General features: G+C 64.2%; 10 protein-coding genes. 4 read left to right on the top strand and 6 right to left on the bottom strand.

Going from position 1 to position 12821, the window contains the following annotated elements; translation table 11 throughout:
- Window positions 1–28: 28 nt before the first annotated feature.
- The gene (locus HK353_RS13150; RefSeq protein WP_173156808.1) at window positions 29–682 is read right to left on the bottom strand and encodes a histidine phosphatase family protein; all 654 of its coding nucleotides are present in this window, start codon (window positions 680–682) and stop codon (window positions 29–31) included.
- A 168-nt stretch (window positions 683–850) separates the two neighbouring features.
- The gene (locus HK353_RS13145) at window positions 851–3295 is read right to left on the bottom strand and encodes an HNH endonuclease signature motif containing protein (protein WP_173156806.1); all 2445 of its coding nucleotides are present in this window, start codon (window positions 3293–3295) and stop codon (window positions 851–853) included.
- A gap of 898 nt (window positions 3296–4193) precedes the next feature.
- On the opposite strand from HK353_RS13145, the gene HK353_RS13140 reads away from it, so the two are divergent.
- Window positions 4194–5399: an NAD(P)-dependent malic enzyme gene (locus tag HK353_RS13140; protein ID WP_173156804.1), complete on the top strand. Its 1206-nt coding sequence runs from the start codon at window positions 4194–4196 to the stop codon at window positions 5397–5399.
- Between the two features lie 264 nt (window positions 5400–5663).
- Here the strand turns inward: HK353_RS13140 and HK353_RS13135 are convergent, their stop codons facing one another.
- The 3 genes from HK353_RS13135 to HK353_RS13125 all read right to left on the bottom strand — a co-directional run bounded on the left by HK353_RS13135 (window position 5664) and on the right by HK353_RS13125 (window position 8259).
- Window positions 5664–6086 (bottom strand): organic hydroperoxide resistance protein, encoded by a 423-nt coding sequence (locus HK353_RS13135; protein ID WP_101546164.1) that lies wholly within the window; start codon window positions 6084–6086, stop codon window positions 5664–5666.
- Between the two features lie 90 nt (window positions 6087–6176).
- Window positions 6177–6695, bottom strand: coding sequence for a MarR family winged helix-turn-helix transcriptional regulator (locus HK353_RS13130; protein ID WP_173156802.1), 519 nt, complete (start codon window positions 6693–6695; stop codon window positions 6177–6179).
- 322 nt (window positions 6696–7017) lie between these two features.
- Window positions 7018–8259: an SPFH domain-containing protein gene (locus tag HK353_RS13125; RefSeq protein WP_245396005.1), complete on the bottom strand. Its 1242-nt coding sequence runs from the start codon at window positions 8257–8259 to the stop codon at window positions 7018–7020.
- Window positions 8260–8733: 474 nt separating this feature from the next.
- Here HK353_RS13125 and nagB point away from each other — a divergent pair, with 474 nt between their 5' ends.
- Entirely contained in the window at window positions 8734–9516 is a 783-nt protein-coding gene (gene nagB, locus HK353_RS13120; RefSeq protein ID WP_173156800.1) for a glucosamine-6-phosphate deaminase, read from the top strand.
- 230 nt (window positions 9517–9746) lie between these two features.
- Here the strand turns inward: nagB and HK353_RS13115 are convergent, their stop codons facing one another.
- Complete coding sequence (locus tag HK353_RS13115) at window positions 9747–10385, bottom strand: TetR/AcrR family transcriptional regulator (protein ID WP_245396004.1); 639 nt, start codon at window positions 10383–10385, stop codon at window positions 9747–9749.
- A gap of 191 nt (window positions 10386–10576) precedes the next feature.
- Between HK353_RS13115 and HK353_RS13110 the strand changes: the two genes are divergently transcribed.
- Together HK353_RS13110 and HK353_RS13105 are read left to right on the top strand one after the other, a co-directional pair.
- Window positions 10577–11449 (top strand): CoA transferase, encoded by an 873-nt coding sequence (locus HK353_RS13110; protein WP_173156798.1) that lies wholly within the window; start codon window positions 10577–10579, stop codon window positions 11447–11449.
- A gap of 156 nt (window positions 11450–11605) precedes the next feature.
- A complete protein-coding gene (locus tag HK353_RS13105) occupies window positions 11606–12760 on the top strand; it encodes an acyl-CoA dehydrogenase family protein (protein ID WP_173156796.1) in 1155 nt (384 codons plus the stop codon).
- Window positions 12761–12821 lie beyond the last annotated feature (61 nt).

Genomic DNA, 12821 nt, shown 5'->3' with positions numbered 1-12821 from the left:
CTGACTCGCGAGTTCGGCTTTCGCCGCCTCAGCGGTATGTAGCGTTCTTCGGATCCTGGTGGCCGTGCTCGTTGAACGAGATGAGGCTGGTGCCGCCTCGGCCGGTGATGATCTTCGTGATGCCGGTGTTGATGGTCACTCGGTTGAAGGCCATCCATTGGTCGAAACCGCCGCCGATCAGTCGGGCCGCGGTCCACGCGATGGCACCGGCGCTCGAGACCACGATCGTTGACTGTCCTGACTCCATGGCCGCGACCGCATCAGCGAGAGCGCGTTCGACGCGTGACGTGAACTGGTTGTAGGTCTCCGTGTAGTCCTCGTCGTGCTCACCCGAGGCCCACCGGGCGGCACCGCGTTCGAGTTCGCCCTGGAAGATCTTCGAATCGTGCTGAGCGCGCGGATCGAGATCCGTGAGTACGCCGGTGAGCTCCCATGCGGCATATTCGTTCCAACCTGCGTCGACGTGGGCGTCCATATCGCGGCCGAGTCCTGCGAGGAGGCCCTCGGCGGTCTGGCGCTGCCGCAGCATCTCACCGTGGATGATGCGATCGGGTTCGAGTCCTTGTGAGGCAAGGAAGCGACCGGTGATGTGGCTCTGCTCCTTGCCGAGGGCGGACAGCCGATCATAGTCATCGGTGCCGAACGAAGCCTGTCCGTGCCGGACCAGATAGAGCACACTCATCTATTCCTCTTTCTCCAGGTGTCGGCGGAAACGTGTCCAATCTCCACCTGCCTCTGAGCGATCGTTCAATTGTCATGAGTCTACGTGCACAGACGGTTGGGTGCCTTCCATCCGATTGAAATGCAACGGCCCCACCTGCAGTGACGTCAGAGACTCCGCGGCGCGTCATCAGAATGGTGGGGGATCGACTTCGAGGTCGTGTTCCCAGTTCACCGTCTTGGAGACGAAGCGGTGGTCCCAGGGATCGTCGGCTCCAGCGTCCTTGGAGTCGGAAGCGTCCTCAGACTGCGCCTTGACCTCCGAGTCGCTGATGCTCGAGCCGGTGCTGGTACGAGCGCTGGGTTTGTCGAGCCCGTTCGGGTCGACGGTGATGTCGTCGATGGCGAGACCCGCGAGACGCGACCATTTGACTGCCTTTGCATACTTGGCGTTCCCAGTCAGCTGCTTCATTGCAGCTGGGTCGGTGCCGGCGGGAAGACTGAGCTGGCGGGCAGACTTCTCCCAATTGAGGCAGCGTTCAAGCCGCAGCCGCCTGTTTTCTGCCTGCTGCTCCCGATACGCCTCCGACAGTCGCCGCTGTCGGGCTTCGCGTTCCTTCCGCTGACGCCTCTCCTCGTCGCGCCGGCGCTTCTTTTCGTCGCGCTGGCGGATCGTCGACTCACCGGGCATGAGTTCGAGCACCCTCGGTGCTGAGGGAACCATCGACCAGGGCAGTTTCCACCGTTTGAGACCCAATCGTCCCAAGGCATCGAATTCGAGCGCTTGGGCCACATTGATAGGCTGGCCGGGCGCCGACACAGTAGTCGTGATCCCGTGCTTGAACTCGTAGTCGAGCTCACCGGATTTGGGCATAGTGACCCGAAGGCGACCGGCGGTCTTCAACGCATGGTGTTTCTTGCACAGCGGATGCAGGTTTCCGAACCGAGTGAGACCGCCCTTGAGCGGATTCAGATGGAAGAACGGAACGACATGGTCGATCTCTGACTTCTCAGCCCGACGAACACAGCCGGGAACGGTGCACACGGTCCACTGCTCGACCAAGGTCTTCCGAAGATCCCTGGGGACCTGGTAGGTGGTCGCTTTGGCGTCGATGGGAGTGCCGGTGCCGGGGTCGGTGAGAATCCGTTGGATGCTCTTCGAACGGCCGGCGATAGTGCGGGCCACCTCGGCGGGTACAGGCGAGCCGTTGGCAAAGGTGCCGGGCAGGTCCGAATCTTCGGTGAGGGTGAGGAAGGGAACGGTCACCACGGTGGCGGCCTGATGCGACAGCCACCACGAATTGGTGGGCATGCGCAGCTTGACGACATATTCAACGGGGCCGTCAGAGTCCTGGCCTTCGACGCTGCAGTCGGGGCGGAAAGCCGAACCGTCGGGTCGGTTGGCGACAGAGAGTCCGTCGGATGAATCCGTTGAGCCAGCGGCCGAGCTCCGGTCGGACGACTCTGCGGTGTCGTCAGCTGAACCCGAAGCAAGGTGCTTCGCGAAGTCGGCGACAGCGTCGTCGGAGTCCATATCCGGAATGAGCTCGCCGTCGGTGTCGAGCAGCGACTTCTCTTCCGCGGTTTGGATACCCGTGATCGGGTCGACCGAAATGACTTTGACTTTGAGTTCCGGGACAGGCCGGATGAACAGATCGTACTCGAGCTGAGAGATGGAGCGGTCATCGCTGATCTCAACGCCCACAGGCAGATTGAACGCCGACTTGTTCTTTCCATGCACGGCCAGTGCCATGCCCTGGATTCGGTTGTAGCAGGCGAAGATCTCCGCTGAAGGCCCGCTGACGGTCAGGCAGGCCGAGCCGTCCTTGTAGCCTTCGACATCGACGCGGCGACGCTTGGTGGCGAGTTCGGTGTTGTCGACCGGCGGGACGAGCAGGGCGACCATCTTCGCCAGATCCCGGCGCAGGGTCTCGCAGGTGATATCGGCGCGCCTCGCGGCCAGGAAGATGTCGAGCTTCGGAAGGAAGTCGAACGCGACATCAGCGCACTGGCGGGCGACCACATCGACATGAGCCTGGGTGAACTCTCCGCCGCGGACACGGTCGGCGAAGCGCGGCAGGCCATAGAAGATCGTCATCGCGCCGGTGAGCTGACGGTAGGTACGGGCAGTGTTGGTCCCCAGCACCGTCGAGATCTCGACGAGGTCCTCAGCGTCGACATTGTCATAGACCCATTTCGAGAAGCAGATGCCCTCATCGAGCTCGGGGAACTCGGGCAGCGCCTTCGCCTCGGGCTCAGCCGCCTTGTGTAACTGTTCGCGGGCGAAGTCGGCGTCATAGAGCACAACTGTCGCGGAAGCGGAGCCGCCGGTGCTGGTCGTGTCGTCCGTGGGCGACGACGCGCCGTTGGACGAAGACGCGCCCTTGGTTGACGACGCGCCCTTGGGTGAGGACTCCGACTTCTCCGCAACGCCGAAGACGGTGTTCTCTTCGGACTCTTTGGCGCGGCGTTCGAAGGATGCGGAGATCGTTTCGCAGCGAAACGGTTCGGAACCCTCGGGCACGGGTAGTTCGAGGGCGATGAAGACCTGTTCCAACACAACTGAGGAGACTGACTCGAGGAGGGAGAAATGGGCACGGTCGGAAGCGACCGCGTTCTCGGCAAAGCGAGACATGCTTGATTCGAAGCGGATGGCGAATCGGGGCGACGGCTGTGCCACACCCGGCTCGTCTGCTTGCGCGGGAGTCGAACGGTTGGTGGTGCCCTTCATTGCGTTTTCACCTGCCTCGGACTTCGTTGTCGGGAGTGGTGCTGATTGGAAAAGCTGTTAATTCTATGTTAAGCGTTCAAATGGACATTCACAATAGAAAACAAAGAAAAGATTCGAATATTTCTCGATGATAGATCGAAGAGGTTCTGATTACCCCATCATCTTTGCATCCGGCGCTGACATGAGAGTGTTGGATTTCATCCATGCAGTTCAGGCACGGTTTCTGGATGAGTGCGGTTCCTGGGTGGGGATTGCGGGGAAGCTCTGCTGCGATTTCGGGGGAGAATACGCCTCCTCGGTACTGGCCCGTCGCGGCTGCAGAATGAGTCGGCCATCGGGGGCGTGCCTCCTCGGCGACGACAACGACGACGTTCCAGCCTTGAGTCCAAAGGTCTGGAGAACATGCCACCGGAACGGCGGGACGGCCTCGGTGGGGGCCGGATTTTCGAGTGAAACGGGTCACAGCATCGGTTATGATGATCGAGTTGTCGGATGCGACCCATGAGGTCGGTACTCGCCACATGCGAGCCGTATCCGCACTGCGCGCAACCGCGTCGCCCTTCACCTAGGGTCATGTCGCGGGCCGCTTCGACGTCACCGCGCCATCCTTCACTGGTGACCAGTTCTTCGCCCAGACCATCGCCTGCGCTCACGGTCGACCGTGTCCGCGCCGGCCGACGGCCAGACGATCACTGTCGGCTGCACCGATGATCCGATCATCGAACGGAGTGCTCGCTCGACCGAGAACTCACGAGCCCAGCAGGCTCACCAACCGCCGCCGCATCAACCACGAGGATCAACCATGACGACCACCGCTCACAACTCAGCCGCCTCCGACCAGAGCTCGAAGGGCCCGATCACCGACGCCGAGATCTTCGAGGCACACGAAGGCGGCAAGCTCTCCGCCGAGCTCACCTCACCGCTGCAGACCCAGCGCGACCTTTCGATCGCGTACACCCCGGGCGTGGCCAAGGTCTGCACCGCGATCAAGGACGAACCGCAGCTGGCGCGCACGCACACGTGGACCGGCCGACTCGTCGCGGTCATCTCTGACGGGTCGGCTGTGCTCGGACTCGGTGACATCGGTCCGGCCGCCTCGCTGCCGGTGATGGAGGGCAAGTGCGCCCTGTTCAAGTCCTTCTCCGGGCTGAATGCGATTCCGATCGTACTCGACACCAATGACACGGACGAGATCGTCGAAACCATCGTCCGCATGGCCCCGACCTTCGGAGCGATCAACCTCGAGGACATCTCCGCTCCGCGCTGCTTCGAGATCGAAAACCGGGTCAAGGAAGCCCTCGACATTCCCGTCATGCACGATGACCAGCACGGCACCGCCGTCGTCGTCCTCGCCGCGCTGACGAATGCTCTGCGCGTGGTGAAGAAGTCCTTCTCGTCCGTCCGCGTCGTCGTCTCCGGTGCCGGAGCTGCCGGTGTGGCCGTGGTGAAGATCCTCGCCGACGCTGGTGTCAACGACATCGTCGTCCTCGATTCCAAGGGCGTCGTCGAGTCCGGCCGCTCAGATCTGACCGAGACGAAGCAGTTCCTCGCCGAGTCGACGAACCCGCGCGGAATCGCCGGTGGGATCGGCGAGGCCCTCGACGGTGCCGATGCCTTCATCGGCGTCTCCGGCGGCACCATCGACGAGGCTCACCTGGCCAACATGGCCGACGACGCGATCATCTTCGCTCTGTCGAACCCCAACCCCGAGGTGGTCCCCGACGTCGCCGCCAAGTACGCCACCGTGGTGGCTACCGGGCGCAGCGACTTCCCGAACCAGATCAACAACGTCCTCGCGTTCCCCGGAATCTTCCGCGGTGCGCTCGACGCTGATGCGTCCGAGATCACCGACGATATGAAGCTCGTCGCCGCCCGTGCGATCGCCGATCTCGTCGGCGATGACCTCGAGCCCGGCTACATCGTGCCCGGCGCGCTCGATTCCCGTGTGGCTCCGGCCGTTGCCGAGGCGGTCGAGAAGTCCGCGCTCGAGGCGATGGCAGAGCGCTGAGGTCTCAGCGTCGCGCTGAGGTTCGCATGCGTCCGCTGGTCTCTGCTGATGTCAGCTGGTATCCGCTGACGTCAGCTGAGGTTTGGGTGGGGCAGGGCCTGCGTGCCGGGTGTTGAATCCGAACGGCACTGAGGGGCGGGTGAAGAGAGATCTTCACCCGCCCCTCAACTGTTGTTGCGGCCGGAGGCTGCGGCCCGCGTCGGCGAGCCGGTGTCGGTCAGCTGCTGGAGGCCTGCCGCCGACTCCCGGCAGCCGAGTTGCCGATCAGTCGTCGGTGACGGTGATGGTCACGTCGATGTTGCCGCGGGTGGCGTTCGAGTATGGGCAGACCTTGTGGGCCTTGTCGGCCAGCGCCTGGGCCTCGGCCTTCTCGAGGTGCGGGAGTGTGACCTCGAGTTCGACGGCGAGCTGGAACCCGCCCTCATTGTCCTTGCCGATGCTCACGCGTGAGCCGACCGTGGAATCGTCGACGTTCGCCTTGGCTTGACCGGCCACGAGGCGCAGCGCTGAGTGATAGCAGGCCGCGTAGCCGACGGCGAAGAGCTGTTCGGGATTCGTGCCGTTGCCGCTGCCGCCCATCTCGGTCGGAGTCGCGAGATCGACATCGACCTTTCCGTCGCTCGTGCGTCCGTGGCCGTCGCGGCCTTCGCCTGTGGCCAGTGCCTCTGCTGTGTAGAGAGCCCTCATGATGTTTCCTTCCGTTGTTGGTGCATTGTCGGATCAGTGGTGATCGGTGGGGTCGATGGTGAAATGTGGGGTCAGCGGTGCAGTACGGGTTCAGTGGCGCGCTGTCAATGCAGAGGCGCGGTGCGAGTTCAAAGGTGCGGCAGGGGGGTCGGGGGACTCGACGGGCGCGGGTTCCGCGCGCAGGTTCCTCGTCAGCGCGCGCAGAGTCTCCAGCAGCTCGGGCATCGACGCGGGGTCGAGATTCGTGCGCTCGCCGATCCGGGCAGGTACGCATTCGGCGCGTTCTTTGGCCGCTGCGCCCTCGGCGGTGGCGCGGACGAGAACTCTGCGCGAATCCTCGGCGGAACGATGGCGGGTGACGAAGCTGAGCGATTCGAGTCGTGACAGCAGAGGGGAGAGCGTGCCCGAGTCGAGCTGCAGACGCTCGCCGAGGCGCTTGACCGTCACACCCTCGTCGTTGGAGCCCTCTTCCCAGAGCACGAGCATCACCAGATACTGCGGATAGGTGATGCCGAGTTCGGCAAGCAGATCCTTGTACGACGCGGTCATCGCTCGTGACGCCGAATAGAGAGCGAAGCAGAGCTGCCGGTCGAGGTCGAGCGCGTTCATACGAAAATGATTGCACACAATTCAATTGTGCACAACCAATAATTCCGGGAGGCGGCCAGTTCCCAGGAGTCAGTCAGTTCGCGGGCGGCGTCGAATTCCCAGGAGGAGGAGTTCCCAGGTGGCGGCGAGTTCCTATGGGGAGGACCCCGCAGGAGGAGGAGTTCCCAGGTGGCGCACCGGGGGTGCGCATACGGATGAGGGGCGGGTGAAGATCTCTCTTCACCCGCCCCTCGGCGGTGTGCGCTGAGCGGTGTCTGCCGGCTCAACTCTGCCGGCCCAGCGCTGCCGGCCGGTTCAGCTCTGCCGGCTCAGCACTGCCGGCTCAGCCCTGGTTGCCGCCGCGGCGGTTGCGCCACTGCTCGGCGGCGGCGCGAACGGCCGACTGGGCCGCGGAGCGCGGATCCGTGTGTCCCTGCTGACCGTGCTCACCTTGCCCCTGCCCCGGTTGGCCCTGCCCCGGGCGGCCCTGGCCCGGCTGGCCCTGTCCGGAGCCGCCCTGGCCCTGTCCGCCGACATACTGCCCGGACCGATCTGCCGGGGGAGTCGTCGGCTGCGGCGGGACGTTCGTGCCGTCGGCGCCGCTGCCGGAGCTGCTCCTGGAATCGCCGCCCGCATCGTCGCGGCCCTGCGGTGCGGGCAGATGCGAGCCTTCGTCGGCGGCATTGGCAGCGAACAGGGCGTTGCGGATCTCCTGGCCCATCTCGCCCAGGCCGCCCGGGTTCGACGGCATGAACAGCACGTTCGACCGGCCCTCCTGCGCGACGTTCTGCATCGTGTCGAAGTACTGGGTCATCATCAGCAGCTGCTCGGCAGTCTTGTGGATGCCCACCTCCTGGAGCAATGCGTACTGTTCGGCGATGCCGTTGGCGATCGCCTTCCGCTGAGCGGCCACGCCTTCACCGTGCAGGCGCATCGCCTCCGATTCGGCCTGCGCTTGAGTGACGCGCTTGATCTTGTCGGCCTCGGCCAGCGACTGCGCGGCGACCTTGTCACGCTGCGCGGCGTTGATCGAGTTCATCGAATCCCGCACGCGCGGATCAGGGGTGATGTCCGTGACCAGAGTGCTCACGATCTTGAAGCCGTAGCGCTTCATCGACTCCGACAGTCGGCGCTCGACGTTTTCGGCGATGTCGTCCTTCGACTCGAACGCGGTGTCGAGCGTCAGTCCCGACAGTGCCGAACGGACGGTGTCGAAGACATAGGAGCGGATCTGCTCCTCCGAATTCGCCAGACGGTAATAGGCATCGGCGACGTTGTCCTCTTCGACGACGTACTGGACCGCAACCGGCACCGTGACGAAGACGTTGTCCTTCGTCTTCGACTCGATGTTGACCTCGAGCTGCTGGACGCGCAGCGAGATCGGCCTGCTCGTCGTCTCGATGAACGGCACCTTCGTGTTCAGTCCCGGCCGCGCGACCTTCTTGAACTTGCCGAATCGTTCGACGATGACGTTCTCCTGCGTCTTCACCGTGAAGAACACGCTCGTGCGCAGCTTCCCGAACAGCAGGACGGCGACGACGAGGATGATGATGACAACGGCGATGGTGACCGCCACTCCACTCATGACTCCTCCAATGGGTCGTGGTTGTCGGCCGTGCGACGACCGCTGACGCCTACCACTCTAGTAGTCATCGACTGCCGCGTATATGACAAGGCCGCTGGTTCTCGTCTCGAGGGGTAGCTCATCACCGATACATCTGATGTCAGACGTAGACTGGAGGCTCAGCGTGGAACGACCACCGGCAGGTGATCATGGCGGATCCGACAGAGACCGGACGGAAAGCGACGACCTCCGACAGAATCAAGGCTCTCATTCTCTCCGATGGTCAGTGCACACTGCCGTCCTGCCCAAACTCAATGTGGCCGTGGCCGCCAAGTGGCCTCCGGCCTGGAGCAGACCGCGCAGGCTCACGGGCTCATGCTCGAAGCGGCGGAATCCGGCGTGTCGAGGCTTTCCGCGCCGCGATCACCATCCACTATGAGCCGATCATGCGCGCCCTCGAACAGAAATGATTGACTGAACGCAGAAGGAGACAACATGGAAGTCGTCATCGCCGACGAATACACGCTGGCGGAGCTCGCCGCCGACGCGATCGAGCGGTTGCTGCGCACCGAAGCCTCACCCGTCCTCGGCCTGGCCACCGGGTCGAGCCCGCTGCGCATCTACGATGAGCTGACCACCCGCCACAAGAACGAAGGACTGTCCTTCGCCCACGCGCAGGCGTTCATGCTCGACGAATACGTCGGTATCGCCGACGACCATCCGCAGCGCTATCGCAACGTCATCGACGCTGAGATCGCCACTCGCGTCAATTTCGCCGAGGGGGCCGTCCACGGTCCCGATGGATCCGCCGATGACCTGGCGGCCGCCTCGGCGGACTATGAGCGAAAGATCGCCGAGGCGGGCGGGATCGACCTGCAGATCCTCGGGATCGGCAGCGACGGGCATATCGCGTTCAACGAACCCGGATCATCCCTGGCCTCGCGGACACGGGTGAAATCCCTGACGCATCAGACGCGGCTCGACAATGCGCGGTTCTTCGACGGCGACGTCGAACAGGTGCCGAAACTGTGCCTGACCCAAGGGTTGGGCACGATCATGGAAGCGAAGCATCTCGTGCTCGTCGCGACCGGAGGCAACAAGGCCGAGGCAGTGCATCAGATGGTCGAAGGGCCGATCTCCGCGATGTGGCCGGCGACCGTGCTCCAGATGCACCCGCATGTCACGGTCATGCTCGATGATGCGGCGGCGTCGAGGCTGCAGCTCGGCGACTACTACCGCCACGCGTACGAGAACAAGCCGGAGTGGCAGAGTCTCTGAGGGCCTCGCCCGCAGGGAGCTCGCAGCCCTCGACCGTCTGGCCAGGCTCGGTCCGTCGGGTCGTTCACGCCGTGTTCCGTCGAGGGCGACGATGTGGGATCCGGCCAGAGCTGCCGCGAAGGCGTGCTGGAAGGTCGGAGTGTCCCGGAGCGTCCATGCTCCCTCCTTACCACCCGGAGGGCAGACGGCGTGATATCCGCGCAGGTGAGGGCGGGTGCAGTTGAGCTGGATCAATTCTGCGGTGTGCGCACGGTGATCGTCAGCTCCGGCTTGGCAGCCGGGCGTTCATCAGCGGAAAACGAGTCGACGACCTGATCGACGAGCGGCTGGAGGAACAGCTTGCCCAGCTGCCGGATCATGACTGTGACGACCTGATCGACGCGACTCCTGTCCGTCGAGGCGACGCCTCCCGAGCGCATGGAATCCACGCTCTGCAGTGAGAGCCTGGCCAGGCGTGCGATGAGAGTGCGACCGGCAGAGCCTTCGAGGAGTTCGCGGCGCAGGTAGCCGACTATGAGCGGGTTCGCCTTGAGCATCTGAGCCACCGCGGCATCGCGCCCGGCGGTATCCGCGACGGAGTCCGGAGCTGCGGCATCGGCTTCGGTGATCGCTGCGGCGAATTGGTCGACGATCCAACTCTCGACAGCAGCCCGCAGTCCGTCCTTCGAGCCGAAGTGGTGTGAGATCAGGCCGATGGCCACTCCCGCCTCGGAGGCGATCGCGCGCAGGGGAGTGCCGGCGAATCCGGTCGTGGCGAACTGATGGAGACCGGCATTGCGAATCCGGGCGCGGCTCGTGAGATCTATCGCCGAGGACTCGCCGGCGTCGGCGTTCCTGCTCTTGCGCTCCGCATTCATCGGCATATCCATGTCCTCACCTCTGTCGTCCGCTGCCATTCTCTCAGACCGATGCTGTTGCCCTTTCTGCTGCCGATGCTCGTGCTCGTGTCGGTGTTCGCACCTGGAAACCGGAAACTTCTCGTCATAGTATTGAACGTTCTTTCAATATCCTATACATTCATTCAGGAAAGTTGATTCGACTCGACCCGGGGGATCCGCGAATGACCGCCTCTCAACCGCTCAGCGGAGTCACGGTGATCTCTCTTGCCGTCAATCTGCCGGGACCGCTGGCGGCAGCCCGCCTGCATGCTCTCGGTGCCCGGGTCATCAAGGTCGAACCGCCCATCGGCGATCCCCTCAACCTGATGTTCCCCGCCTACTACCAGGAGCTCACCGCCGGCCAGGAGATCCGCACCATCGACCTCAAAGATGATGAGGGAATCGATCAGCTCCGGATGCTCTTGGCCGGGGCCGACCTGCTGCTCACCTCAATGCGTCCCCGCGCAGCCGCCGCTCTCGGCCTGCCGGAGCTCGTCGACGAACACGGATTGGTCCACGTCGAGATCGTCGGCTTTGCCGGCGACCGCGCCGACGTCCCCGGCCACGACCTCACCTATCAGGCAGCGCACTCCACCCTCCTCCCCGGAACCATGCCCACAGTGCCCGTCGCCGATGTCCTCGGCGGCGAGCACGCGGCACTCCAGGCTCTGGCAGGGCTGCACGAACTCGAGACCCGACGCACTGCTGCCCAGGGTGCCGGTGATCAGGACGCGAACGGTCAGCACAGCGGCGGAATCGTCCGTCGCGTCGTCCTCGACCAGGCGGCCGAATGGGCGGCGGGACCGGCACGGCACAAAATGAGCACACCGGGAGGTCCCCTCGGCGGGGGAACGCCTTTCTATCGGACCTACTCGACGGCTGACGGTCATATTGCCGTCGCCTGCCTCGAGCCTCATTTCGCGAAGGCGCTGGCCTCCCTCGTCGGGTCCGAACACGAGGAACTCGAGAAGGCCTTTGCCGCCGAGCCGACGGCGTACTGGATCGACTTCGCAGCCGAGCATGATCTGCCCATTGAGCGAGTCGCTCTCGGCTGAACATCGCGCACACGAATACCCCCACATGACCACCCGGAGCGCATCACCGCACCAGCACCCCGCATCCCCCTCATCAGCACCTCCCACCACTGACCTCTCTGGGGCCGGCACGGCCCTTCGAAACCAACACGACGAGCAGATTCAGGAGACATCACAATGATTCTCGACGGATACCGCGGCGCCTGGGAGACCCAGGAGACGGATGACCTGCGCGATCTGGCACGCGGATTCTTCGCCAAGGAGGTCGTGCCTCACGAAGCCCGCTTCGCCGAGCAGAAACAGGTCGATCGTGACACGTGGACCCGGGCCGGCGACGCCGGTCTGCTGTGCATCTCGATCCCCGAAGAGTACGGCGGCGGTGGCGGCACCTTCGCCCACGAGGCGGTGCTCCTGCAGGAACAGGGGTTCGTCGGCGACACCTCCTGGGGCAACAGCGTCCACTCGACGATCAACGCCCACTACATCAACGCCTTCGGCACCGAAGAGCAGAAGCGCAGGTGGCTGCCCCGCATGGCCACCGGCGAGCTCGTGTCGGCGATCGCCATGACCGAACCGGGCACCGGATCGGACCTGCAGAACATCACGACCCGGGCGGTGCGTGACGGCGACGAATATGTCATCAACGGAGCCAAGACGTTCATCACCAACGGGTCCCATGCCGACCTCGTCATCATCGTGGCCCGCACCAGCGACGAGCCCGGCGCGAAGGGTGTCTCGCTCATCGTGGCCGAGGTGAATGATCTGGCGGGGTTCTCGCGCGGACGTGTGCTGGAGAAGGTCGGACTGCACGGGCAGGACACGCGGGAGCTGTTCTTCGAGGACATGCGCGTCCCGGCCGAGAACGTCCTCGGCGGAGCCGAAGGCCGCGGATTCATCCAGCTCATGCAGCAGCTGCCTCAGGAACGGCTGGCCATCGCCGTCGGCGGTGCCGCGACCGCGGAATTCGCCGTCCGCGCGACCATCGCCTACGCGAAGGAGCGGGAGGCTTTCGGCCGGCCCATCCTCGGTTTCCAGAACACGAAATTCGTCCTCGCCGAATGTGCCACCGAGGCGTTGTCCGTCCGTACCTTCATCGACCATCTCACCAGTGAGCACATCGAGGGAACGCTGACGACCGAACAGGCCTCCGCAGGCAAGTACTGGGCCACGGACGCTCAGAACCGGGTCGTCGACCGCTGCCTGCAGGTCTTCGGCGGCTACGGGTACATGGTCGAATACCCGATTGCTCGCCTCTACGCCGATGCCCGGGTGCAGAAGATCTACGGCGGTACGAACGAGATCATGAAGGAGCTCATCGCTCGGGGCCTGTGAAGCCGGGCTCCGGCGCCGATGAGGCGTCTGGTGCCGACGGGGCGTCCGGCGCGTGCCGGGC

It is taken from the genome of Brevibacterium permense, from assembly GCF_013280495.1.
Classification (GTDB): Bacteria; Actinomycetota; Actinomycetes; order Actinomycetales; family Brevibacteriaceae; genus Brevibacterium; species Brevibacterium permense.
Note: the sequence above shows the minus strand (reverse complement) of the source record. Positions and strands in the feature narration are given on the sequence as shown.

Bases quoted from the DNA above. Each gene is read 5' to 3' on its own strand.
- HK353_RS13150 (WP_173156808.1), bottom strand. From the start codon at position 682: ATGAGTGTGCTCTATCTGGTCCGGCACGGACAGGCTTCGTTCGGCACC.
- HK353_RS13145 (WP_173156806.1), bottom strand. From the start codon at position 3,295: ATGTCTCGCTTTGCCGAGAACGCGGTCGCTTCCGACCGTGCCCATTTC.
- HK353_RS13140 (WP_173156804.1), top strand. From the start codon at position 4,194: ATGACGACCACCGCTCACAACTCAGCCGCCTCCGACCAGAGCTCGAAG.
- HK353_RS13135 (WP_101546164.1), bottom strand. From the start codon at position 6,086: ATGAGGGCTCTCTACACAGCAGAGGCACTGGCCACAGGCGAAGGCCGC.
- HK353_RS13130 (WP_173156802.1), bottom strand. From the start codon at position 6,695: ATGAACGCGCTCGACCTCGACCGGCAGCTCTGCTTCGCTCTCTATTCG.
- HK353_RS13125 (WP_245396005.1), bottom strand. From the start codon at position 8,259: ATGAGTGGAGTGGCGGTCACCATCGCCGTTGTCATCATCATCCTCGTC.
- nagB (WP_173156800.1), top strand. From the start codon at position 8,734: ATGGAAGTCGTCATCGCCGACGAATACACGCTGGCGGAGCTCGCCGCC.
- HK353_RS13115 (WP_245396004.1), bottom strand. From the start codon at position 10,385: ATGGATATGCCGATGAATGCGGAGCGCAAGAGCAGGAACGCCGACGCC.
- HK353_RS13110 (WP_173156798.1), top strand. From the start codon at position 10,577: ATGACCGCCTCTCAACCGCTCAGCGGAGTCACGGTGATCTCTCTTGCC.
- HK353_RS13105 (WP_173156796.1), top strand. From the start codon at position 11,606: ATGATTCTCGACGGATACCGCGGCGCCTGGGAGACCCAGGAGACGGAT.